The 23,962-nt window shown below is 67.2% G+C and carries 19 protein-coding genes; 10 read left to right on the forward strand and 9 right to left on the reverse strand.

Translation table 11 applies throughout. The annotated features are described in order from the left end of the window. Window positions 1-23 precede the first annotated feature (23 nt). The gene (locus NP825_RS00370) at window positions 24-806 is read left to right on the forward strand and encodes a hypothetical protein (RefSeq protein ID WP_257547459.1); all 783 of its coding nucleotides are present in this window, start codon (window positions 24-26) and stop codon (window positions 804-806) included. A 34-nt stretch (window positions 807-840) separates the two neighbouring features. Here the strand turns inward: NP825_RS00370 and NP825_RS00375 are convergent, their stop codons facing one another. Next, window positions 841-1,260 carry a hypothetical protein gene (locus NP825_RS00375; RefSeq protein WP_257547461.1) on the reverse strand — a complete coding sequence of 140 codons (420 nt, stop codon included), beginning with the start codon at window positions 1,258-1,260 and terminating at the stop codon, window positions 841-843. A gap of 276 nt (window positions 1,261-1,536) precedes the next feature. Here NP825_RS00375 and NP825_RS00380 point away from each other — a divergent pair, with 276 nt between their 5' ends. The 4 genes from NP825_RS00380 to NP825_RS00395 all read left to right on the forward strand — a co-directional run bounded on the left by NP825_RS00380 (window position 1,537) and on the right by NP825_RS00395 (window position 9,034). Beyond that, complete coding sequence (locus NP825_RS00380) at window positions 1,537-2,865, forward strand: hypothetical protein (protein ID WP_257547463.1); 1,329 nt, start codon at window positions 1,537-1,539, stop codon at window positions 2,863-2,865. 130 nt (window positions 2,866-2,995) lie between these two features. Next, window positions 2,996-3,202, forward strand: a complete 207-nt coding sequence (locus NP825_RS00385) for a hypothetical protein (RefSeq protein ID WP_257547466.1) — start codon at window positions 2,996-2,998, stop codon at window positions 3,200-3,202. A gap of 131 nt (window positions 3,203-3,333) precedes the next feature. Next, window positions 3,334-8,049 (forward strand): NAD-glutamate dehydrogenase, encoded by a 4,716-nt coding sequence (locus tag NP825_RS00390; protein ID WP_257547468.1) that lies wholly within the window; start codon window positions 3,334-3,336, stop codon window positions 8,047-8,049. 106 nt (window positions 8,050-8,155) lie between these two features. Further along, complete coding sequence (locus NP825_RS00395; protein ID WP_257547470.1) at window positions 8,156-9,034, forward strand: RimK family alpha-L-glutamate ligase; 879 nt, start codon at window positions 8,156-8,158, stop codon at window positions 9,032-9,034. Here NP825_RS00395 and NP825_RS00400 read toward each other — a convergent pair. From NP825_RS00400 to NP825_RS00435, 8 genes are all read right to left on the reverse strand, one after another. Beyond that, the gene (locus NP825_RS00400) at window positions 9,009-9,632 is read right to left on the reverse strand and encodes a bifunctional 2-polyprenyl-6-hydroxyphenol methylase/3-demethylubiquinol 3-O-methyltransferase UbiG (protein ID WP_257547473.1); all 624 of its coding nucleotides are present in this window, start codon (window positions 9,630-9,632) and stop codon (window positions 9,009-9,011) included. The genes NP825_RS00395 and NP825_RS00400 overlap by 26 nt on opposite strands. Next, window positions 9,629-9,874 carry a ribbon-helix-helix domain-containing protein gene (locus NP825_RS00405; RefSeq protein WP_257547475.1) on the reverse strand — a complete coding sequence of 82 codons (246 nt, stop codon included), beginning with the start codon at window positions 9,872-9,874 and terminating at the stop codon, window positions 9,629-9,631. The genes NP825_RS00400 and NP825_RS00405 overlap by 4 nt, the downstream gene beginning before the upstream one ends. Window positions 9,875-10,175: 301 nt before the next feature. Then, the gene (gene phbB / locus NP825_RS00410; RefSeq protein ID WP_257547477.1) at window positions 10,176-10,898 is read right to left on the reverse strand and encodes an acetoacetyl-CoA reductase; all 723 of its coding nucleotides are present in this window, start codon (window positions 10,896-10,898) and stop codon (window positions 10,176-10,178) included. 91 nt (window positions 10,899-10,989) lie between these two features. After that, entirely contained in the window at window positions 10,990-12,636 is a 1,647-nt protein-coding gene (locus tag NP825_RS00415; protein WP_257547479.1) for a DUF1963 domain-containing protein, read from the reverse strand. Window positions 12,637-12,744: 108 nt separating this feature from the next. Further along, complete coding sequence (hemH, locus tag NP825_RS00420; protein ID WP_257547482.1) at window positions 12,745-13,707, reverse strand: ferrochelatase; 963 nt, start codon at window positions 13,705-13,707, stop codon at window positions 12,745-12,747. After that, window positions 13,707-15,995: a xanthine dehydrogenase family protein molybdopterin-binding subunit gene (locus NP825_RS00425; RefSeq protein ID WP_257547484.1), complete on the reverse strand. Its 2,289-nt coding sequence runs from the start codon at window positions 15,993-15,995 to the stop codon at window positions 13,707-13,709. Before NP825_RS00425 ends, hemH begins: the two co-directional genes overlap by 1 nt. 180 nt (window positions 15,996-16,175) lie before the next feature. After that, entirely contained in the window at window positions 16,176-16,598 is a 423-nt protein-coding gene (locus tag NP825_RS00430) for a CoA-binding protein (protein ID WP_257547486.1), read from the reverse strand. Continuing rightward, window positions 16,598-17,575 carry an Mrp/NBP35 family ATP-binding protein gene (locus tag NP825_RS00435; protein WP_306997960.1) on the reverse strand — a complete coding sequence of 326 codons (978 nt, stop codon included), beginning with the start codon at window positions 17,573-17,575 and terminating at the stop codon, window positions 16,598-16,600. Before NP825_RS00435 ends, NP825_RS00430 begins: the two co-directional genes overlap by 1 nt. A 91-nt stretch (window positions 17,576-17,666) precedes the next feature. On the opposite strand from NP825_RS00435, the gene hflK reads away from it, so the two are divergent. The 5 genes from hflK (at window position 17,667) to NP825_RS00460 (ending at window position 23,846) form a co-directional block, all read left to right on the forward strand. Then, window positions 17,667-18,830: a protease modulator HflK gene (gene hflK, locus NP825_RS00440; RefSeq protein WP_257547488.1), complete on the forward strand. Its 1,164-nt coding sequence runs from the start codon at window positions 17,667-17,669 to the stop codon at window positions 18,828-18,830. Then, entirely contained in the window at window positions 18,830-19,681 is an 852-nt protein-coding gene (gene hflC / locus NP825_RS00445; protein WP_257547490.1) for a protease modulator HflC, read from the forward strand. Before hflK ends, hflC begins: the two co-directional genes overlap by 1 nt. Window positions 19,682-19,808: 127 nt before the next feature. After that, a complete protein-coding gene (locus tag NP825_RS00450; protein WP_257547492.1) occupies window positions 19,809-21,308 on the forward strand; it encodes a trypsin-like peptidase domain-containing protein in 1,500 nt (499 codons plus the stop codon). Window positions 21,309-21,433: 125 nt separating this feature from the next. After that, complete coding sequence (locus NP825_RS00455; protein ID WP_257547494.1) at window positions 21,434-21,802, forward strand: VOC family protein; 369 nt, start codon at window positions 21,434-21,436, stop codon at window positions 21,800-21,802. Window positions 21,803-22,250: 448 nt separating this feature from the next. Then, window positions 22,251-23,846, forward strand: a complete 1,596-nt coding sequence (locus tag NP825_RS00460; RefSeq protein WP_374046513.1) for a helicase HerA-like domain-containing protein — start codon at window positions 22,251-22,253, stop codon at window positions 23,844-23,846. Window positions 23,847-23,962: the final 116 nt, after the last annotated feature.

The following is a 23,962-nucleotide window of genomic DNA, read 5'->3' on the forward strand; positions in this document are numbered from 1 at the left end:
GCCTTGTTGACACAGTGGCCTCCGTGCCGATCGTTCTGGCGCCGTCGTTTGAGGTCGAGCGAGTGACCGAGCGTATCAATGTGGATATCCGCAACAACGGTAGCGATGCCTGTGTTCTGCGGCTGGCTGTCGGTCGGGAAACGGCTACATCGGATCCGCGCTTTCCGCCTTTTACGTTGACCGGGCCCAGCGGTGTGGTGCTGGTGGGTGATAGTGCGGGGGCGATGTCCAACCCCAATGCCTCCACTCAGATCACCATAGCGGGGGGCGCAAAGATCAGCATCCCCTACGAAGTCAGCTTTGGGGCCGGGTGGGATCTGCAGGCCGGCAATTATGAGCAATATCTGATATTTCAGCTCTTTGAACCGGATGCGCCCACCGAACTGGCCAGTCACCGCACCCGCCTCGATCTTGAGATTCCGGCGATGGCGCGCATCCGTTTTGCGGGAGCGAGCAGCGCCCAAGGGCCCGCAAAGATCGAAATGGGCGATTTATCGCCGGTCGCACCGACATCTTCCCCACCCTTTGCGATTCGGGTGTTCAGCACCTCCGTCTATCGCATGGAATTTTCGTCGCAGAATAATGGCACATTGCTGCGGGTCGGAGGAAGCGAGCGGATTCCCTATCACCTGTCGGTCGATGGCCGCCCGCTCAATCTGAATGCCGCCAGTGACGGCGTCGATGTCACAAGCCATCCCGGTCCGGCGGGAAGTGTCCATCCGCTGTCGATCGTGATCGACCCCGACCCGACCCGCCACGCGGGCACCTACAATGACCGCGTGACGATCACCGTAACCCCCATCTGATCGCCGCCGGCCGTCTGGCGTGGGCGCAGGGGGATCAGAAATAGGTGATGGTCAGGTTGATCGTGAGGGGCTGGGCGAGATTGTCGTGCCAAATGCTAACCGGCCTCGCACCATATTGCGCGCCTGCGCGATTGGCGATCACCTGCCAGCCGTCGGCATGGAGTGAGTTCGACTGGCCGGCATAGGTCAGCGTGATTTTCTCTTCAGGGTCGAGCGGCCGATAGGAAGCTACGACCTGAAAGCCGCGCTGCGTATTGCAGCTTTCGAGTACCGTACCGGCAGCAAGGCCCGACCCCGTATCGACCGTCAGGTCGGGGACGACGATCTCGCAGGCCTCCGGCACGGTGGCCGAAATCCGGAAGTTCGTCGAAGCATCGCTGCTGGCGTGTGCGGCAGCGGGAAGGGCGGCACAGGCAAGGCAAGATAATAGGGCGAACGACGAAGAAAGGCGCATGGGAAGTCTCCTTCCCTGCGGCAATCGCAGAAAGTGATTAAGATGAACGATGCGTTTTTGGTAAACAGAATATGACGGTTTTGGGATGATTATTACTTGAGCCGCAGGCATCTTCCCGTGGAGGGGGACTTTGCATTTTGGCAAATGACCATTATCCTGCACCTGCTTCATGTTCGATCGCGCAGAGCGCCGCACCCCCCCTCCAGCCATCGTTTACGCCGCCTTTACCACTCCCGGTGCATGACCGCGGGCGATGTTTGCGACTGGGGACATGTGATGGACAGCTTGCGCGGACTGCTTTCGGGCAGCCACGACCAGGACGAGAGCGCGATTGATGCGCCGCCCATGGTCGGGGTCGACGAACGGCGGATGCAGGTCAGGGCCTATAATTACTGGGCGTCGCTGCTCGCCGACCGCGTTTACCCCTCGGTCGAGGATCTCGATCTCGAATCCGCCGATTTCGGTCCCTACGCGGTTCTGCTCGATTTCACCGCAGGGATCGAGAATCCCGGGCTTTCCTATATCGGCGACCGGCTGCGCGCCGAATCCGAGATCGACGATGACGTTCATTACATCAACCAGATTCCCGGCCGCTCGCTGCTGTCGCGGCTGACCGACCATTATCTCCAGATCATCGCCAACCGCGCGCCGATCGGCTTCGAGGCCGAGTTCGTGAGCGATCGCGGCGTGACGATCATGTATCGCGGCATCCTGCTGCCCTTTTCGTCCGACGACGACACGATTGATTTCATCATGGGCGTGATCAACTGGAAAGAGGTCGCGCCCGCCGACCAGGCCGAGGAACTGCAGCTTTCGGTCGAGCAGGCGCTGCGCAGCGCCGCGCCGCTCACCGCGCCGGTGCCGGTATGGGCGGACGGCCCCGATTCCGGACATATCGAGGACGAAGCCGACGCCGCGCCGGGCTTTGCCGCGTTCGCCGACGAAGGCGCGATGCCGGAGGCCGAGACCCCGGACGAGCACGCCGATGCCCTTCCGGGCGCCGACGCCGCGCTCGCCGATTGGCTGGCGCTGGCGCGCGAAACCGCCGAGCGCGCGCTCGCCGCCGACAGCCGCAGCCGCTCCGCCCTCTATCAGGCGGTCGGCAAGGCGTGGGATTTCGCGCTCGCGGCCGAGGCGCAGCCCGACGCTTTCGCCGAACTGCTCGCCGATGCCGGGATCGCGGCGCAGGCGCGGGCGCCGTTGACCCCGGTCGTCAAGCTGGTCTTCGGCGCGGGTTACGACAAGACGCGGCTGGCCGAATATGCCTGCGCGCTCGGCCACGCGAAGGAAGAAGGGGTCGGCGCGGGGGCGCTGGCGGCCTATCTCGATCGCTATCCCGGCGGCCTCAAGGGCCTCGTCAAGGATGCGCGCGCGCGCCGCAAGACGGATGCGCCGGACCGGGCCGACGCGGATACGAAGCTGGAGGCGCTGCGCGGCGCCCATCCGGCGCTGATCCTCGAACATGACGCAGGCGAGGCCGAATTCGTCGTGCTGATCGCGCGCGCGATGCCGGGCGGCCACATCGGAATCGTCGCCAAGGCGGCGGACGATGCGGCGCTGGTCGCGCGGCTCGCGAAGAAGGCGGTCCCGATCAGCGGCGTTTAAGTCGTGATCGGGTTAGGCTGAAACATCGCCTTTCTTATCTCGTCATCCCGGCGAAGGCCGGGATCTCATCATCTCGACCTGACGCACCGGCGGGATCCCGGCCTTCGCCGGGACGACGATTCCGTCAAAAATGACCATGCTCGAGGATCGTCGCGGCGTTCGGAAACGGTCGCGGCAGGCAAAAGCTGCATCGCGGCCGGCGCGACATCTCCGGGTCTTTGCGCCAAATATTTCCGTAAGCCGCCATTCGGTCGGCATCGTTTCTCAAAGAAACTTGAAGAAACGGAACGAAGCCGGAGCCAATTTGCTGCTGCGCAACAGGAAATCCGAAAGTTGAAATTATTTTGCGTGAACCCCGCGCAGGGGTTGAGCCGCGCGCGCCGCGGGCCCATAGGGGCGGAGCGAAAGGGTTCATTGCCATCCCCCGGGCGATGACCCGCCTCTTTTCGTTCGGGATGCTGCAACCCTATGTCTTCCAAATTGACCGAATCCGTCGACGCCGAATCCTCTTCGGCGGCGCCCGCCGCTGTTAAGATCGCCCCCCAAATCTCCAAGGCTTATCAGGCCGCGCTTGCGGGCAGCGCGCTGCCGGGCGAGGGCGATGATCTCGATGCCAAGATGCTCGCGACCGCGGGCGATTTTGCCGCGCGCGCGTCGCTCGAGCGCGGCGAGGGCAAGCCGTCGCTGCTTCTCGAACCGATGGCGGGCGATGGCCCCGACCGCCGAATGCGGCTGGTGGTCGTCAACGACGACATGCCGTTCCTTGTCGACTCGACCTCGCAGATCGTGAGCTCGCAGGGGCTGGCGATCCACCGCATCCTCCACCCCGTCGTCTCGGTCGAGCGCGACGCGAAGGGCCGGCTGACCGGCGCCGACGCGGGCAAGGCCGGCAGTCGCCGCGAATCGGTCATCTATATGGAGATCGAGCGCGGCGATGCGCGCGCGCGCAGGCGCTTGCTCGACGCGCTCGAAGCCTCGCTCGCCGATGTGCGCGCCGCGGTCGCCGACTGGAAGGCGATGCGCGCCGCGATGCTCGCCGATGCCGCGATGCGCGCCGACGGCGAGGCCGCCGAACTGCTGCGCTGGTTCGAGGGCGGAGCGATGACGCAGCTCGGCCACGAATGGCGCACCCGCGACGGCGCGGTCCACGACGCGCTCGGCATTTCGACGAGCAGCCCGGGCCAGCTTCTTTCGCCGAACGCGCTGAAGGCTGCCTTCGACTATTTTGACCGGGGCGGCGCCTCGCCGCTCCTCCTCAAGTCGAACCGCTTGTCGGCGGTCCACCGCCGCGTGCTGCTCGATCTGGTCGTCGTTCCCGAATATCAGGGCAAGAAGGCCGATCGTCTGTCGATCCATGCGGGCCTGTGGACCAGCGCCGCGCTATCGACCCCGCCCGCGAAGGTGCCGGTGCTGCGCGCGCAGCTCGACGCGCTGATGACGAAGTTCGGCTTCGATCCGACCGGCCATGCGGGCAAGGCGCTCGCCCACGCGCTTACCGCGCTGCCGCACGACCTGCTCATCGCGTTCGACAGCGCCTCGCTTGAGGAACTGGTGCTGACCTCGATGTCGATCACCGACCGCCCGCGGCCGAAGATCGTGATGGTGCGCAGCGCGCTCGGCCGTCACCTCTTCGCTTTCGTGTGGCTGCCGCGCGACGAAGTGTCGACGGGCCGCCGTCTCGCGGTCGAATCGCTGCTGGTGCGCGAGGCGAAAGCCGGGGTGATCGGCTGGACGATGGTGCTGGAGGATGGCGGCGCCGCGCTGCTCCGCTTCACGCTCGACCTGCGCGGCGACGGGGTGGTGCCCGATGCCGACGCGCTCGGCACGCAGCTCGAACAGATGGTGCGCGGCTGGCAGCCCGAGGTCGAGGCGGCGCTCGCGCTTCGCGGTGACGCGGGCCGTGCCGCGGCGCTCGCCGCGCGCTTCGCGCCGCTCTTTCCCGCCAATTACCGCAACCTCTACAATCCCGAGGAAGCGGCGCGCGACATCCTGCGGCTGCGCGACCTTGACGCCGAGCATCCGCGCAGCGTCCGGCTCGCGAAGAAGAGCCTCGACGGCGACGATCGCCTGCGGCTCAAGGTCTACAGCGCCGCGGGTCCGCTCGCGCTGTCCGACGTCGTTCCGGCGCTCGAACATTTCGGTTTCGAGGTGCTCGAGGAAATCCCGACCGAACTGCATGTCCGCGGCGCCGACGACGAGGCGGCCGAACAGCCGACCTTCATCCACGATTTCTCGCTGCGCCTGCCCGCGTCGGTCGACGAGACCGCGCTGCTGCCGCATGTCGAGACGATCGAAAAGGCGATCGCCGCGGTGCTCGACGGCCACGCCGAGAACGACGCGTTCAACCAGCTCGTGCTCGTGACGCAGACCGATCCGCAGGCGATCGTCTGGCTGCGCGCCTGGTTCCGCTATCTGCGCCAGGGCGGTTCGTCCTATGGTCTCGACACGGTGGTCGCGGCACTCCGCCACGCGCCGAAGCTGACCGCGGCGCTCGTTGAGCGCTTCCGCGCGCTCCACGATCCCAAGGCGAAGGATGCCGCGCGCGCCGAGGCGTTGGGTGCCGAAATCCTCGCCGATTTCGCCGATATCGCGTCGATCGACGACGACCGCATCCTGCGGCTGTTCCACGCGGTGATCGGCGCGACGCTGCGCACCAACGCCTTCGCGCCCGCCGCCGCCGAAGCGCTGGCGTTCAAGATCGATTCGAGCCAGGTTCCCGGCCTGCCGAAGCCGCTGCCGTGGCGCGAGATCTGGGTCTACAGCCCGCGCGTGGAGGGCGTGCACCTGCGCGCCGGCCCGGTCGCGCGCGGCGGGCTCCGCTGGTCCGACCGCCGTGACGACTTCCGCACCGAAATCCTCGGGCTGATGAAGGCGCAGCGCGTCAAGAACGCCGTCATCGTGCCGACCGGCGCGAAGGGCGGCTTCTATCCCAAGGCGCTGCCGAGCCCGGCCGAGGACCGCGACGCCTGGTTCGCCGAGGGCACCGAATGCTATCGCATCTTCATCCGCTCGCTGTTGTCGGTCACCGACAATCTGGTCGGCGGCAAGGTCGTGCATCCGAAGAATGTCGTGATCCGCGACGGCGACGATCCCTATTTCGTCGTCGCCGCCGACAAGGGCACCGCGACCTTCTCCGACGTCGCCAACGCGCTGGCGATGGAGCGTGACTTCTGGCTTGGCGACGCGTTCGCGAGCGGCGGCTCGCACGGTTATGACCACAAGGCGATGGGCATAACCGCCAAGGGCGCGTGGATTTCGGTCCAGCGACACTTCGCCGAAATGGGCATCGACGTGCAGGCCGACCCGGTGCAGGTCGTCGGCTGCGGCGACATGTCGGGCGACGTCTTCGGCAACGGGATGCTGCTGTCGAAGTCGATCCAGCTCGTCGCGGCGTTCGACCACCGCCACATCTTCCTCGACCCCGATCCCGATGCCGCGAAGAGCTGGAAGGAACGCGACCGTTTGTTCAAGCTGCCGCGGTCGAGCTGGGACGATTATGACAAGAAGCTGATCTCGAAGGGGGGCGGCGTCTTCGCGCGCAGTCAGAAGAGCATCCCGCTCAGCCCCGAAGTGCAGGCGGTGCTCGGCCTGTCGCAGGCGGAGATCGAGCCGACGGCGCTGATCTCGGCGATCCTCAAGGCGCCGGTCGACCTCTTGTGGTTCGGCGGCATCGGCACCTATCTGAAGGCGGCGAGCCAGAATAATGCCGAGGTCGGCGACCCCGCCAACGACGCGCTGCGCGTTGATGCCGAGGATCTGCGCGTCCGCGTCATCGGCGAAGGCGCGAACCTTGGCGTGACGCAGGCCGCGCGCATCGCTTTCGCGGCGAAGGGCGGGCGCATCAACGCCGACTTCGTCGACAACAGCGCGGGCGTCGACTGCTCGGACAATGAGGTCAATATCAAGATCGCCCTCAATCGCGAGATGGCCGAGGGCCGCCTGGCGCAGGACGATCGCGACGCGCTGCTCGTCCGCATGACCGACGATGTCGCGGCGCTGGTGCTCGAGGACAACCGGCTGCAGGCGCTTGCGCTGTCGATCGCCGAAAAGGGCGGATCGGCGGCGGTGCCGTCGCTGGTGCGGATCATGGAAACGTTCGAGGCATCGGGCCGGCTCGACCGCAAGGTCGAGGGGCTGGCGGCGAACGACGAGCTGCTGCGCCGCGCGCAGGAAGGGCGCGGGCTGACGCGCCCCGAACTCGCGGTGCTGCTGTCGACCGCGAAACTCGCGCTGCAGGACGCGATCGAGGACAGCGAGCTGCCGAACGATCCGGCGCTTGCCGGCGACCTCGCCGCGGCTTTCCCGGTGGAGATGCAGCGCGATTTCGGAGCCGCGATCGCCGAGCATCAATTGCGGCGCGAGATCATCGCGACCAAGCTCGCGAACCGGATGATCAACCGCATGGGCGTCGTCCATCCCTTCGAACTGGTCGAGGAGGAGGGCTGTTCGCTCGGCGAGGTCGCGGCGGCCTTCGTCGCGGTCGAACGATTGCTCGACATGAAAGATCTGTGGAGCAAGCTCGACGGTGCGAAGATCGACGAGAGCATTCGTCTGTCGCTGTTCAGCCAGGCGGCGTCGGCGATGACCTCGCAGATGGCCGACCTGCTCCGCGTCAGCCCGGCGCTGGCGCAGCCGGGGCCGATCGTCGCGCGGCTCGAACCCGGCGTCGATCGCCTGACCGCGACCGTCGATACGCTGCTCAGTACTTCGGTCCGCCATCAATGGGACGCGCTCGCGCAGCAATTGCTCGACGCCGGTGCGCCCGAGGCGCTGACCGCGGCGGTGGTGCGGCTGTTCAAGACCGATGGCGCGATCGGCATCGTCGACCTCGCGGCGCGGCGCGGCGACGACGAGGTTGCGGTGACCAGCGCCTTCACTCATCTGGGCGAAGCGCTCGGCCTCGACTGGGCGCAGACGCTGGCGGCGCACATGAGCCCCGCCGACCCGTGGGAACGCCTGCTCGTCAACAGTCTTGCGCGCGACTTCCAGCAGATGCGCCTCGGCTTCCTCGCCGGGCTGCCGAAGGGCGATCTCGACAAGGCGGTGACCAAATGGCTCGCGGACAATGCCCCGCGCGTCGCGCAATTCCGCGCCACGGTCGACCGCGCGCGGACGATCCCCAACCCGAACGGCGCGATGCTCTCGCACATCGCGGGACAAGCGCGCGGCTTGCTGGGGCGGTAGCCGATCTCGTCATTGCGAGCGAAGCGAAGCAATCCAGTGTGGCGTAAACCGCCCTGGATTGCTTCGCTTCGCTCGCAATGACGAATGAAAGAAAGTCAATGAGTCGATGCCCTATCAGCCACGCGTCGCGATCCTCGTCCCTGCGCCGGGCTATTATGAGAAATGGCAGCCCGCCTTCGCGCGCAAGGCGGCGGCGCTGACCGCCGCCGGGCTGGCCGTCGAGCAGCGCCCGTGGACCGATCCCGGCGAGCTTGCGGGTTTCGACCTGATCCTGCCGCTCTTCGCCTGGGGCTATCAACGCGACGTTGCCGCCTGGTACGGCCTGCTTGACCGGCTGGAGGCCGAAGGACTGCCGGTCGCGAACCCGGTGCCGGTGCTGCGCTGGAACAGCGACAAGGCCTATCTCGCCGAACTCGGCGCAAAGGGGGTGGCGGTGGTGCCGACGGTCGAGGTCGCGGCGCTGGACGATGCGGGCCTCGCCGAAGCGCGCGCCGCGCTCGGCGCCGAAGAGGTGGTGATCAAGCCCGCTATCTCGGGCGGCGCCGATGGCACCCACCGTCTTGCGCCCGGCGCGGCGATCCCGGCGGATGCACGTGGCCGCCGCCGTCTCGTCCAGCCGCTGATGCAGGGAATATTGGTCGAGGGCGAGATGTCGCTCTTCTTCTTCGACGGCCGCTTCAGCCATGCGATCGTGAAGCGCCCCGCTTCGGGCGACTTTCGCGTCCAGGAACAGTTCGGCGGCCGCGAGAGCGACTGGGATGCGAGCCCCGCCGCCCGCGATCTCGCCGCTGCCGCGCTCGCCGCGGCGCCCGCCGCTCCGGTCTATGCGCGCGTCGACATGGTCGGCGATGACGCGGGCGCGCTCCGCATCATCGAACTCGAACTGATCGAACCGTCGCTGTTCCTGCACCATGCCCCCGACAAGGGCGCCGCGTTCGGGCGGGCGGTCGCGGGGGCGGTCACTGGTCTGGTCGCCGCGCGCTGATCGCCAGCCAAGGCCCCTGCCGGCCATCATAGCCACCGCCGATATAATCCTCGATCGCGTCGATCTGCCACGGTGCCGCCGCGGCATAGGCCGCGCGGAGAGCTTCGGCGTCGGGATAATTGAAATAGCGCCCCGCCGCATCGCGCCCGGCGGTCCCGCCGCCCTTGTAAGTCGCGAAATGGAGGCCGCCCGGTTTGAGGGCATCGAAGACGCGCCTCAATATGCCGGGCAGCGCGAGGCGGGGAACGTGTAGCAGGCTGGCATGCGCCCAGACGGCATCATAAGCGTCGCGCACGTCGAGTTCGTCGAAACGCATGACGCGCACGGGGCAGCCGAGGCGCGCGCTGGCGAGCGCTGCCATAGCGGGTGTGCCATCGGTCGCATCGATATCATGCCCCGCCGCGATCATCGCTTCGGCGTCGCGGCCGCTGCCGCATCCCAGTTCGAGAATGCGTGAACCCTTCGGCAACCGGTCGAGGAAGGCGGCGAGCCATCGGCTGACGCCGCCGGGGCCGCTCGCGACATAGTCGGGCGCCTCTTTCGTATAAAAGGCCAAAGTGGCGGGATCGAAGCCCGTGTCGTCCGCAGCGGGGTTCATTCCCGCACCCCGCGTTCTCGCCATAACCATTGCCGGATCGCCGAGGTCAGGTTCGGCGGCTCGTCGGCGTCCATCCGCTCGACGTCGATCCGCGCGACAAGGGCGTTGACCGGCAAGCCCCGCCGCCGGGCTTCGTCTTCGAGCGCGGCCCAGAACATCGGTTCGAGGCTGATCGAGGTCGGATGACCGGCGATGGTGACCGAGCGTTTGACGGGCGGGTGGAGAGGGGCAGGGCCATCCATCCCCCTTATCTGCCGTTCGCATCGCGCCAAGTCGAGAGGCTGTCGAACAGGCGCTGCGCCTTGGGTGCGATCGACCTTGCGTAAAACAACTGTGTCCCCGCCCTTCGACGCCGCCTGCGGCGGCGCTCAGGATAAACTGCCCCTTCGGGGCAGGCGGGGACCCATCTCCTGCCGGTTCTATCTTGCACCGGCAGGAGATGGACCCCCGCCTTCGCGGGGGAACACGGGTTTCAATGGAAGACGATCATGCTCCGACTTATTCGTTCGCTTTGCGAACGCCTTCGTTACGCGCCTGCCGCCGTCAATACATATGCTGCCCGCCGTTGATGCTCATCGTCGATCCGGTGACGAAACCCGCATTCTCGCTGCACAGGAACGCCACGCCGCGCGCGATTTCCTCGGCCTGGCCCAGGCGGCCGACCGGAATCTTCGCGACGATCTTTTCGAGCACCGGCGCGGGCACGGCGGCGACCATGTCGGTGTCGATATAGCCCGGCGCGATAGCGTTGACCGTCACGCCCTTCTTGGCGCCTTCCTGTGCCAGCGCCTTGGTGAAGCCGTGGATGCCCGATTTGGCGGCGGCGTAGTTGACCTGGCCATATTGTCCCGCCTGGCCGTTGATCGAGCCGATGTTGACGATGCGGCCCCAGCCGCGCTCGACCATGCCGCCAAAGGTTGCCTTCGCCATGTTGAAACAGCCGCCGAGGTTGACGCGCATGACATCGTGCCAGTCGTCGTAGCTCATGCGGGCGAGGGTGCCGTCGCGGGTGATGCCGGCGTTGTTGACGACGATATCGATGGGGCCGAATTCGGCCGCGATCGCCGCGCAATTGTCGATGCACGCCTGATGGTCGCCGACGTCCCATTTGCGCGCCGCGATGCCGGTGCGTTCGGTGAAGGCGCGCGCTTTTTCGTCATTGCCGGCATAGTTGGCGACGACGGTGACGCCGGCCTCCTTCAGCGCGAGGCTGATCGCCTCGCCGATCCCGCGACTGCCACCCGTGACGACTGCGATTCGTGCCATGTTCGATGCTCTCCCAAAAGCGATCCTGTTCCTTGCTTAAGACGCGGATTCGCGCCCCGCAAGTTGACCGGAACGTCAAGGGAGCACGATCCTAATTGTTCCCCAGAACCCGCATCCGGGAAAAATCACCCACGGCCAGATCGGCCTTGCGGATCGTAAAGACCAGCGCGGCGCCATTCGCGTGCGTAAGGCCGAGCATGCCGGTCGGCGGCAGTTCGAGGAGCACCGTGTCGCGCTCTTCGTCGAAGCCCGCGACGGGGCGTGACGGGCGGTCGGCCATCATGCCGATTCCGTTCGCCGCCATCGCCTGCCACAAAGGCTCGAAAAAACCGCGCGCCGGGGCGGAGAGCCGGTCGGGATTCGCGCAATAAGCATGCCGGACCTGATCGAACAGCAGCGCGCGATAGGCATCGACCCACAGGTCGCCGTCGGGGCGGCGACGCGTCAGCGGCAGGGTGAGCGTTTCGACGGCATCCTCACCGCTTTCGGGGTCGGGATGCGCCGCGACCTGCGTCCAGCGGATCGCGTGGAGCGCCGCCATCACCGCGGTCGCGTCGCTGGGCAGAAAACCGGCATCGGCGGCGGCGCTTTCGCGGATGATCGCCACGATCTCGGCGGTGCGCTCGGCGGCGTCGCGATTGGCCTCGGCGGCGTCCTCGATCGCCTGCGCCAGTTCGTCGTTGGCGTCCGCGGGCGGCACGCCGTCGGTGGGCAGCGCGAGGATGCGGCTTTCGAGCATCGCGGCCATCGCGAGCATCGAGGGCCAGTCGAACGGGTGAAAGGCAGGGTCGGCGATATCATAATCCGCCGCGAGCAGTGCCGCCGCATCGGGCCCATGCGGCCCGGCGGCTTCGGCGGACAGGTCGACCGGCCATTCGGGCAAGGCCCGAACGACCAGCGCGGCCATGTCGGCGTCCTCCATTCCATAAGGATGAAAATAGGCGGGGCCCACGGCGCGGGGCGGATCGCGCGGCGCGCCGTCTTCGGTCAGATGCAGCGCGGTCGCCGCGCCGCTGTCGGGATGGGTGAAGAAGGCGAGCCAGCCGGTGCGTGGGCCGAGCCCGTCCCACACCATCGGCGGCAGGTCGGCGCAGGCGATCTGCGCGATGAAGTCGCCCTCGCGGCCGTCGATCACCGGCCAGGAAGTCATGGCGGGAAGGCGCGGACGGCCGCCCATCCAGCTTTTGCGCAGGATCGCGTCGCGCGGCGGAATCTGCGGCATCAGCCGGACGCCGCGCGTTGCGGCCGGGACCGGATCGGCGCCATGCGCCTGCCGTTCGACCTCGGCCGCGAGCGCGTCGAGCGCCGCTTCGTCGATCGCGGGCGTTTCGGGAAGCGGGTCTTCGGCCTGCGAAGAAGGCGCAAGATCGGGGAGGCGGTGCAGATCGGCGATGTCATCCGCCGATTCCGCGTCCGCCGATTCCGGCTCGGCCTCGGTGGACTGCCCGGCGATCGGATCGGGGTCATCGAACGGCATGGGTTCGATCGGCCGTTCGACCGCGGCGCGGCTGACCCGCGCGAGGCGCGACGGCGCGATTTCAACGGGCTCGACCGCGGGCTCCTTCTTGCGCGCGAAGCCTGAAAAGCGGCTTTCGCCCGGTTCGCGCGCGATCTTCGGCAACCTCGGAGCGGCGGGTTCGGGGCGCGGACGGCGCGCGCGCCACGCTGCGAACAGGAGGAACAGAAACACCGCCGTTAAGCCGGCCAATATCAATGCCGCCCGATCGAGATCGCTCATGATCCACCCTTTGCAAAGCGCAGCACCGGCCAGACCCGGCACCGCCAGACGGCAAGTCTAATGCAAGGAGTTAAAAAGGAGGTAAGCGCGAACCCTTAGGGTTCTGGTCTAGCACCATCCAGCGAGTTCGCGGCGGACGAGCGTTTCGAGCATCGCCATCCCCGCCGCGCTGTCGTTCAGGCAGGGGATATAGGCGAAATGCCGCCCTCCCGCCGCCTCAAACCCCGTCTTGCCGCGAATCGCCAGTTCCTCGAGCGTTTCGAGGCAGTCGGCGGCGAAGCCGGGGGCGAGGATGGCGACGCTGCGGCCTTCAAGGCCGAGCCGCGCGAGCGTCGCGTCGGTCGCGGGTTCCAGCCATTTGGCGCGGCCGAAGCGCGACTGGAACGCGACCTCGACCGGGCGGCCCAGTGCTTCGGCGAGCAGGCGCGCGGTCGCGAGACACTGGTTATAATAGGGGTCGCCGAGCGCGCGCGTCCGCTCGGGCATGCCGTGAAAGCTCGCGACCAGCGTGTCGGGAGTGAAATCGAGCGCGGCGAGCCCTGCCTCGACCGACGCCGCGAGTGCTTCGATATAGGCGGGATCGGCGGGATAGGACGGTAGGAAGCGCAGCGCGGGCTGTTCGCGGAGCGCCGCGAGATGCGCGGCGACCGCATCGACGGCGGTGGCGGTCGTCGCGGCGCAATATTGAGGATAGAGCGGCGCGATCAGGATGCGGCGGCAGCCCGAAGCCATCAGCGCGTCGATCGCCGCGCCGATCGCCGGCTCGCCATAGCGCATCGCATAAGCGACCTGGACATGCGCGCCGAGCGCGGCTTGCAGGGCTGCCGCCTGGCGGCGGGTAATCGCGGCAAGCGGCGAACCTTCATCGGTCCAGACCTGTGCATAGGCCTCGGCCGATTTGCGCGGCCGCGTCGGCAGGATGGCGCCGCGCAGGATCGGCTGCCACAGCAGCGCCGGAATCTCGACGACACGCGGGTCGGACAGGAACTCGGCGAGATAGCGGCGCACCGACACAGGCGTCGGCGCGTCGGGCGTACCGAGATTGACGAGCAGGACGCCGATGCCGGACATCAGAGCGGCTGCGCGGACAGCGGCAGGCGGCGGATGCGATGCCCGGTCGCGGCGAACATCGCATTGGCGATCGCGGGGGCGACGGCGGGAACGCCGATTTCGCCGAGCCCGCCGGGATCGCGGTCGCTGTCGACGAATTCGATCAAAATCTCGGGGATTTGCGCGAGGCGGGGCAGGCCGAGCTGGCCGAATTTGCGCGCGGTCGCGAGGCCGCCCTCATAATCGGTCGTCGCGCCGACGGCGGCGGCGAGGCCGAAGACCAGCCCGCCTTCGACCTGCTGGCGCGCGATCGCCGGGTTCACCAGCCGCCCGGCATCGACGACCGCGACGAGCTGTTCGACCTGCAGCCCGCGCTCGCTCGGCCGCGCGGTCGCGACCAGCGCGATATGGCTGCCGCGCATCGCATGGCAGGCGAGGCCCTGCGCGGTGCCCGACAGGCCGCCCTCCCACCCCGCGAGGCTGGTCGCGGTGAGCAGGCAGCGGGCAAGCAAAGGCGACTTGCCGAGCATCGCCATGCGATAGGAGAGCGCGTCCGACCCCGCGCGCGCCGCCATCTCGTCGATGAAGCATTCGGTGAAGAAGGCGGTGTAGCTGTCGGCATTGCCGCGCCAGCGTGCGGTCGGCAGGCCGATGTCGGCCGGACAATGATCGACCGCGAAATGCCGAATGTCATAGGCGCTTGCCAGCCCTTCGACCGCGACGGCGTCGGGTACGCCCGCGGCATCGCGCTGGGCGACGTCGGCGGGGATATTGTCGAACAGACGGGCGCGAACCTCGTGATTGGTCGGCGGCACCGCGATGCGCGCGACGAGCGCGTCGATACCACCCGCCGCATTCAGTGTCGCGATCATCTTCGCGCGCGCCGGTGCGCGCGGGATGTCGCGCATGATCTCCTCGGCGCGCGACCAGGCCAGCTGGACGGGCCTCTTGATCTGCATCGCGATGATTGCCGCCTGCACGGCAACGCTGTGATCGAGGCAGGCGTCGAACGAGCCCCCCGCCATCATCGGAAAGAGAGTGACGTCGGACGGCGACAGGCCGGTCGCTTGCGCAATCGCGTCGCGGCATTGGGCGGGTGCCTGCGTCGCGACCCAGACGCGCAGCCGCCCGCGATCGGGCGCGGCGGTCGCGGTGCGCGTCTCGATCGGGGCGTGGAGCGCGGGGGCGACGGCGTAATGCGCCGAGATCTTCGTCCGCCCTTCCATCGCCTCGGCGACGTCGCCGGTCTTTGCGACGCGATAGCCGTCGGCCTTGAGCGCGGCCGCTAGCACCTTGTCGATGCGATCCGAAGAAATGGGGGTTCCGGCGGTCTCGAACACCGGCGCGAAATGGTCGAGCGCGCGGTTCGCCGCCCACCAGTTGCGCGCCACCGCCGCGAACCAGCGGTCGTGCTCGACGATGTGGAGCAGGCCGGGCGACTTCATCCCCGCCTTGCGGTCGATGCTCTTCAGCCGCGTCGCGCCGAGCGGCCCCTGCCGGATCGCAGCGAAGACCATGTCGGGCAGGCGGATGTCGCCGGCATAATTGGCCGACCCGTCGACCTTCGACGGCAGGTCGAGCCGCGTCAGTTCCTTGCCGTAGAGCGGGTCGACGCTCGCGGCGCGATAGACGGGCTCGGCGGGCGGTTCGAGCAGCGCGGCGGCGGCGGCGACGTCGCCGAACCGCAGCTTCTTCTTGCCGAAGGTGACGAAGCCGCCCTCGGTATCGCATTGCTGCCAGTCGGCGTCCCAGCGCCGCGCGGCCGCCATCATCAGCAGCGCGCGCGCCTGCGCCGCAGCGTCGCGGCACGGCCCTTCGAACATCCGCACCGACGAGCTGTTCGCGGTCAGCATCACCGCGTGGCGCACCGCCCATTCGCGCCGCGCCCAGCCACGCACGTCGGATATGAAATCGGGGACGAGGCGGCGCGGGGTGAAGACCGCGCTGTCCTCGTCAACGACCAGCGTGTTGGTGTAGAGCGGGTTGATCGGCGCGGTCTCGACCGCGATCGTCCGCCAGTCGGCGCCGAGCTCGTCGGCCATGATCTGCGGCAGCAGCGTGGTGACGCCCTGGCCCATCTCGCATTGCGGGACGACCATGGCGATATGGCCGTCCTCGCCGATCTTGAGGAAAGCGTTGAAGACATGCTCGCCGCGCGCGGTGGTGAGATTGGGTTCATAGTCGCGCGGCCAGAAGGTCCAGGCGAGCGCCAGCCCGCCCGCGGCGGTCGCGCCGACGAGAAGCTGGCGGCGACTGACATGCGGCAGCCGCGTGCCGCTTTGCCCCACCTTGTCCCTGATGCCCGTCATTGCCGACGCTGATAGTCGGCGCGGTTGAGCGAGGCAAAGGCTTTCCGGTTAAATCGGCATCACCTCAATTCCGTTCGTGTCGAGCGAAGTCGAGACACCCATCTGTGTCGCGCTGCTTCGAGGGGTGTCTCGACTTCGCTCGACACGAACGGGAAAAGGGATGGGCTTGTATACGCCGCTTTACCGCAGCAGTCCCAGCCGTGGGATCTCGACCTTCGGGCAGCGGTTCATCACCACGGTCAGCCCCGCCGTCTCGGCGCGCTGCGCCGCGGCTTCGTCGATCACCCCGATCTGCATCCACACCGCCTTTGCGCCATGGACGATCGCCTCGTCGACCGCCGCGCCCGCGTCGGCGCTGTTGCGGAAGATGTCGACGATCTCGGCGGGCGGCTCGACATCGGCGAGGGTCGCGACGACGGGCGCGCCGTGGATCATCTTGCCGGCATGGCCGGGGTTCACCGCGATCACGTCGTGCCCCTGCCGGATCAGGAAGGCGAGCACCTCGTTCGAGGCGCGCGCGGGGTTGGGCGAGGCGCCGACGACGGCAATGCGGCGCGGTTGCCCCAGCAGGTCGCGGATTTCACCCTCGTCGTTGATCGCCATCATGTGCCCTTTCTTGCCGCGAGCCAGTCGGCGATCTTCGCCGCTATCGCGTGGAACGGCTCGCCGAGCGGGTCGGTTCCCGCCGCCGGGGGCACGCCGCCGTCGCTCGCGAGGCGCAGTCCCATCGACAGCGGCACGCGGCCCAGAAAATCGAGCCCCATCGTCTTCGCCGCCGCCTCGGCGCCGCCGCTCCCGAACGGGTCGCTGACCTCGCCGCAATGCGGGCAGGCATAGCCTGCCATATTCTCGACCAGCCCGATCAACGGCACGTCGGCTTGCTCGAAAAAGCTGATCGCGCGCGTCGCGTCCATCAGCGCGAGGTCCTGCGGGGTCGAGACGATGACCGCGCCCGCAGGCTTGTGTTTCTGGATCATCGTGAGCTGAACGTCGCCGGTGCCCGGCGGCAGGTCGACGATCAGCGTATCGACGTCGCCCCAACTCGCATCGACGAGCTGTTCAAGCGCCTTGCCCGCCATCGGCCCGCGCCACGCGATCGCCTGTCCGGGCGCGGCGATCTGCCCGGTCGACAGCATCGGCACGCCATAGGCGTTGGGAACGGGGACGAGCTTCGATCCGCGCGCTTCGGGTTTCACCCCCTCGCTGTCCATCAGCCGCGGCTGCGAGGGGCCATAGATGTCGGCGTCGACGATCCCGACCTTCACCCCGCGCCGCTGGAGCGCGACCGCGAGGTTGGCGGCGAGCGTCGATTTGCCGACCCCGCCCTTGCCGCTGCCGACCGCGATCAGCGTCAGCCCCTTGCGCTCGGCGGTCATCGCAACGCGCACCGAGCTCACGCCGGGCCGGGCGAGCAATCCGGCGCGGAGCTTGTCCTCCAGCGGCTTCCGCTCTGCCTCGGCGAGGCCGGTGACGTCGAGCACGATCGCGAGCGTGCCCTGATCGTCGAGAAAGCGGAGGCCCGAGGTGCGCCCGCCGCTGAGGTCGGTCGCGATGCTGGCAAGCGGTGCGGTGTCGGTCATACCCTGCGCAGATAGGCGCGGCGCGGGTGAAAGCCAGCCATTTTCTCTTGCCCCCCTGTTAATCGCGCTGGTCCTCCCTATAAAAGCAGGCATGAGCAACGAAAGTGACGGCAGGATGGCAGGCCGCTTCCCGATGGGAATGCGGCGATTTTTCCATCAGATCAGCCAGATGGCGAACAGCCCGTGGGGCAACGGCCCCAAGGGCGGGAAGGACGGCGGCAAGGATGACGGCGGCGACCGCAACGGCCCGCGCAATCCGTGGGTAACGCCCGATCCCGCCGACCCGGCACGCGGCCGCAAGCCGCGCGGCCCCTCGGCGCTCGACGAATTGCTGCGCAAGGGGCGCGGCAGCTTCGGGGGCGGCGGCTCGGGCGGCGGGGACGGCCTCAACTTCGGCGATTCGGCGAAGGTCTGGAAATGGGGCATCGGCGCGCTCGTCGTGGTCTGGTTCGTCTTTTCCTCCTTCCACATCGTGCCGCCCGAAAAGGAAGGCGTCGTCACCCGCCTCGGCAGCTATTCGCGCACCGTCGGGCCGGGGGTCAAATTCACCTGGCCGGCGCCGATCGAACGCATCCGCCTGGAGGATGTCCGCGCTATCCGCACGATGCAGATCGGCTCGCCCAATGCGACCGACGAGAATTTCGTGCTGACGCGCGACCAGAGCATCGTCGACCTCGCCTATGAGGTCCGCTGGTCGATCCGCGATCCCGAACTCTATATCTTCCAGCTTGCCGACCCCGACGGAACGCTTCGCGAGGTCGCCGAAAGCGCGATGCGCGCGACGGTGGCCAATTTCGACCTCGTCCAGGCGATCGGTCCCGGCCGCGTCGAGATCGAGCGACAGGTGCAGCAGCGGATGCAGGATCTGCTCGACCAGTATCGCGCCGGGATCACGATCCAGGGCATCGCGATCCGCCAGGCCGATCCGCCGAGCCAGGTCGACGAAGCGTTCAAGGAAGTGACCGCCGCGCGCCAGAAGCGCGAATCGGACATCAACCTCGCGCGCGCCTATGAGCAACAGATTCTGGAACGCGCGCGGGGCGATACCGCCGCGTTCGACAAGATCTACGAACAGTATAAGCTCGCGCCGGGCGTGACCCGCAAGCGGCTCTATTATGAAACGATGGAGAGCGTGTTGTCGAACATCGACAAGACGATCGTTGAGGCGCGCGGGGTGACCCCCTATCTGCCGCTGAACGAAATCCAGCGACGGGCGAATACGGCCCCCGAAGCCACCGCGAAGGGAGGCCAATGATGTTCGAGGGCCTGTTCCGCCATCCGCTGCGCCTGCTCGTCGGCACCGTCGCGCTGCTCGTCATCCTGTCGCAGACGCTGGCGATCGTTCCCGAGGACAAGCAGGCGCTGATCCTGCGCTTCGGCGAGATCGAGCGCACGGTGAACCGCTATAAACCGAAGGAAAGCTTCGGCCATTCGGGCGCCGGGCTCGTCCTGCGCGTGCCCTTCACCGACGGCATCCAATATATCGACAAGCGCATCCTCGGCATCAACATGGAGCGGCAGCAGGTGCTGTCGACCGACCAGCAGCGGCTGCAGGTCGACGCCTTCGCGCGCTTTCGCATCACCAATCCGGTGCGCATGTACACCGCGATCCGCACCGAGGAGCGGCTGCAGCAGCAGCTCGCGACGATCCTCGGCTCGTCGCTGCGCAACGAGCTCGGCAAGCGCACCTTCGCAACCCTGCTGTCGCCCGAACGCGGGCAGGTGATGGACAATATCCAGATCGCGCTCAACCGCGAGGCCAATAAATATGGCGCCGAAATCATCGACGTCCGGATCAAACGCGCCGACCTGCCCGAAGGCGCGACGCTCGAGGCGGCCTATAACCGCATGCGCACCGCGCGCGAGCAGGAAGCGATCACGATCCGCGCCGAGGGGCAGAAGGAAGCGCAGATCATCCGCGGCAACGCCGACGGCGAAGCGGCGCGCATCTATGCCGCGAGCTTCGGCAAGGATCCCGAATTCTATGATTTCTACCGTGCGATGCAGAGCTATCGGCAGACCTTCCTGGGTGAAAACAACCAGGGCACGACATCGGTGATCCTGTCGCCCGACAATGAATATCTGCGGCATTTCAAGGGAGGCTGACGAAAGTTCGGCACGTGAACGGAACCTGCAAGTCCCGTTCATGTTCAAATGAGGTTCAGCCGGCGCCGAGCAGATAGCGTCGCGCCGGGGCCAGAGTTTTTTCGCGAACAGAAGAGGATTTGCGATCGTGCGTTATGTTTATGGCATCACTTCGGCCCTGCTGATGGGCGGCACGGCGCTGGCGCTCGTCACCCAGTCGCCGGTGATCGCGCAGGTTGCGCAGAACGAGAGCAGCGAGATCGCAAAGGCGGTGCCGCGCGCCGGCGCGCCCGAAAGCTTCGCCGACCTCGTCGAACAGCTTCAGCCCGCGGTGGTCAACATCTCGACCAAGCAGGAGGTGACGCTCGGCGTCCGGCTCGATCCGTTCGCGGGAACGCGCGAGCCGGTGACGCAAGAGCAGCAGGGCGGTGGCTCGGGCTTCCTGATCTCCGACGACGGCTATATCGTCACCAACAACCATGTCGTCACCGGCGGCCCGCGCGGCGACGCGGTGAATCAGGTCGCGGTAACGCTGACCAACGGCAAGGAATATAAGGCGCGCATCGTCGGCCGCGACGTCGCATCCGACCTCGCTCTGCTCAAGATCGACGCGACGGGGCTGCCCTTCGTCAAGTTCGGCGACAGCGCCAAGGCGCGCGTCGGCGACTGGGTGGTCGCGATCGGAAACCCGCTCGGCCTCGGCTCGACGGTGACCGCGGGCATCATCTCGGCGGTGCAGCGCAACCTCGGCGGCGGCGGCGCCTATGATCGCTATATCCAGACCGACACCGCGATCAATCGCGGCAATTCGGGCGGGCCGCTGTTCGACCTCAAGGGCAATGTCGTCGGCATCAACAATATGCTGATCTCGCCCGTCGGCGCGAACATCGGCGTCAATTTCGCGATCCCCGCCGAAGCGGCGATCCCGGTGATCAACGCGCTGAGGTCGGGCGAGAAGATCGAGCGCGGCTATCTCGGCATCGGCATCGCACCGATCGGCGAAGATCTGGCCTCGGCGCTCGGCCTGCCCAAGGACCGCGGCGAATTCGTCCAGCGCGTCGAGGACGACGGCGCGGCGGCGAAGGCCGGCATCAAGCGCGGCGACGTCGTGACCAAGGTCAACGGCAAGGACGTGACCCCGTCGCAGAGCCTGTCCTACATCGTCGCCAACACCAAGCCCGGCACGCGCATCCCGATCGAGGTGGTACGCGACGGCAAGACGCTGACCCTCAATGCGGTCGTCGGCACGCGCCCGCCCGAGGAACAGCTCGCGGGCACGACCTTCGACCCCGAGGACGAGCAGGCGATGCCCGACGATCCGAAGGGCAGCGCCGACACCGCGATCCAGAACGAACTCGGCCTTGCCGTGCAGCCGCTGACCCCTGACATCGCCCGCGCGATCGGGGTCGATACGGGCACCAAGGGCCTTGTGATCGCCGCCGCCTCGTCGAGCAGCGACGCCGGTCGCAAGGGCCTGCGCCGCGGCGACGTGATCGTCAGCGCCAACCGCGCGTCGGTGACGACCAGCGACGCGCTCGCCAAGGTCATCGCCGATGCGAAGAAGGCGGGCCGCGACGCGGTGCTGCTCGAAATCCTGCGCCGTGGCGGCCCCTCGGCCTTCATCGCGATCCGCATCAAGGGCGGCTGATTTTCCGCACGTCGCGCGACAGGCAAAAAGAGCGCCGTGACCCTCGGGTCCGGCGCTCTTTTTCTTTGCTTGGCAGGTTAAATGTTCCTATTATGTTCACATCATGACGAGTCGGGAGAGAGACGATGATCGGATATGTGACGCTGGGCACCAACGACCTCGCCAGGGCGGCGGTCTTCTATGACGCGATCGCCGGCGAACTGGGCGTGCCGCGGATGATGGACTATGACGGCTTCATCGCCTGGGGCAAGGAAGGCGGCGGCGCCGGCATCGGCCTCACCCGCCCGTTCGACGGCCAGGCGGCGACCGTGGGCAACGGCGTGATGGTCGCGCTCGAGGCGAAGGACAAGGAGCAGGTCCACCGCCTCTACGACATTGCGCTCGCCAACGGCGGCACCTGCGAAGGTCCTCCGGGGCCGCGCGGCGAAGGCTTCTATGCCGGTTATTTCCGCGACCCCGACGGCAACAAGCTCAACGCCTTCATCATGGGGTGAGGGACGTTGGGTGGGGGCGGATATTCCCCCCCTCTCTTCGTCATTCCCGCGCAAGCGGGAACCCAGGGCGTGCCTCGGTTGACCCCACACTGGGTTCCCGCTTGCGCGGGAATGACGACGTTATGAGATGCCAGGCGTCGTTTTCCGATCTCTTTCAGAATCTCGTCATCCCGGACTTGATCCGGGATCCATTCTCTCAGCACTGGATGAATGGATCCCGGATCAAGTCCGGGATGACGATGAAGGATAGCTCCGCCTTCGGTCGAAACTAGTCATTCCCTGCTGCTGATACCGTATCCCCGCGAATTGCGAATGAAGTTGCGCAGTTTTCCGCCATTCTCGGTCCGATCTTCACCGCGTGCTGCCGCCGCCCGCGGCTTTGCCGATTGCCCGACGCCGCGCGTCGTTCTAGACCTTCGGCAAGGTGCCCAGAGTGGAGGAATGCATAGTGAGCGACGGCAGCGAAGCGACCGAAATCTACATCGGACTTGGCGGTGGAGGGGCGCCCGACGGGCCGCGCCAATCGCTGGTGCTGAAGCGCGCGAACCGCCACGGGCTGATCGCCGGCGCGACCGGCACCGGAAAGACGGTGACGCTGCAAGGGCTGGCCGAGGGCTTTTCGGCGGTCGGCGTCCCGGTGTTCGTCGCCGACGTGAAGGGCGACCTGTCGGGCATGGCGATGGCGGGCAGCGCGACCGCGAAGACGCACGAGGCCTTTGCCAAGCGCGCGGCGGAAATCGGCGATACCGGCTGGGCCTATCACGACAATCCGGTGATCTTCTGGGATCTGTTCGGCGAACAGGGGCATCCGATCCGCACCACCATCTCCGAAATGGGGCCGCTGCTGCTCGCGCGACTGATGGGGCTCAACGAAGTGCAGGAAGGCGTGCTCGCGATCGCGTTCCGCGTCGCCGACGAGCAGAATCTGTTGCTCCTCGACCTCGGCGACCTGCAGGCGATGCTCGCCTGGTGTGCCGAGAATGCCGACGAGCTGACGACCAAATATGGCAATGTGTCGAAGGCCACGGTGGGGACGATCCAGCGCCAGCTCTTGACGCTCGAAACGCAGGGCGGCGACCATTTCTTCGGCGAACCCGCGCTCGACATCCAGGACATGATCCGTCTCGACGACAATGGCCGCGGCTATGTCAACATCCTCGCCGCCGACAAGCTGATGGCGAGCCCCAAGCTCTATGCGACCTTCCTACTCTGGCTCTTGAGCGAGATGTTCGAGGCGCTTCCCGAGGTCGGCGATCCCGATAAGCCGAAGCTCGTCTTCTTCTTCGACGAGGCGCATCTGCTCTTTGACGACGCGCCGCCCGCGCTGACCGACAAGATCGAGCAGGTCGTGCGCCTGATCCGCTCGAAGGGCGTCGGCGTCTATTTCGTGACCCAGAACCCGATCGACGTGCCCGAGGCGGTCGCGGGCCAGCTCGGCAACCGCGTCCAGCACGCGCTCCGCGCCTTCACCCCGCGCGACCAGAAGGCGGTGAAGGCCGCCGCCGACACCTTCCGTCCCAATCCCAAGGTCGATGTCGCGCGCGAAATCACCGAGCTCAAGGTCGGCGAAGCGCTTGTCTCGCTGCTGATGGCCGACGGCGCGCCGTCGCCGGTCGAACGCACGCTGATCAAGCCGCCCTGCTCGCGCGCCGGTCCGCTCGACGTCAAGGAGCGCGCGATCATCAAGTCGATCTCGCCCGTCGCCGACAAATATGACACGCCGGTCAACCGCGAGAGCGCCGAGGAACTGCTCGCCGCCAAGGCCGAGCAGGCACAAGCCGCCGCAGTCGAGGCGAAAGCGCAGGCCGAGGCCGACAAGCAGGCGGCGATCGCCGCGAAGGAAGAGGCGAAGCGCAAGGCGGCCGAGGAACGGGTACGACTGCAGCAGGAAAAGGCCGCGGCGCGCGAAGCCGCCAAACCCTCGATGGCCGACAAAATGATCCAGTCGGCGGCGCGCTCGGCGGCGACGAGCCTTGGCCGTCAGGTCGCGGGCAAGTTCGGCGGCCAGCTCATGCGCGGGATTTTGGGCAGCCTGTTCAAATAATGCGCGACAGACCCATCCTCGTCACCCCCGCGAAGACGGGGGTCCAGCTTCAACGCGATGCCGGAAAGCTGGATCCCCGCCTTCGCGGGGATGACGAAGACAGGATGGTTTCGGCC

It is taken from the genome of Sphingopyxis sp. DBS4 (genome assembly GCF_024628865.1).
Lineage (GTDB): Bacteria > Pseudomonadota > Alphaproteobacteria > Sphingomonadales > Sphingomonadaceae > Sphingopyxis.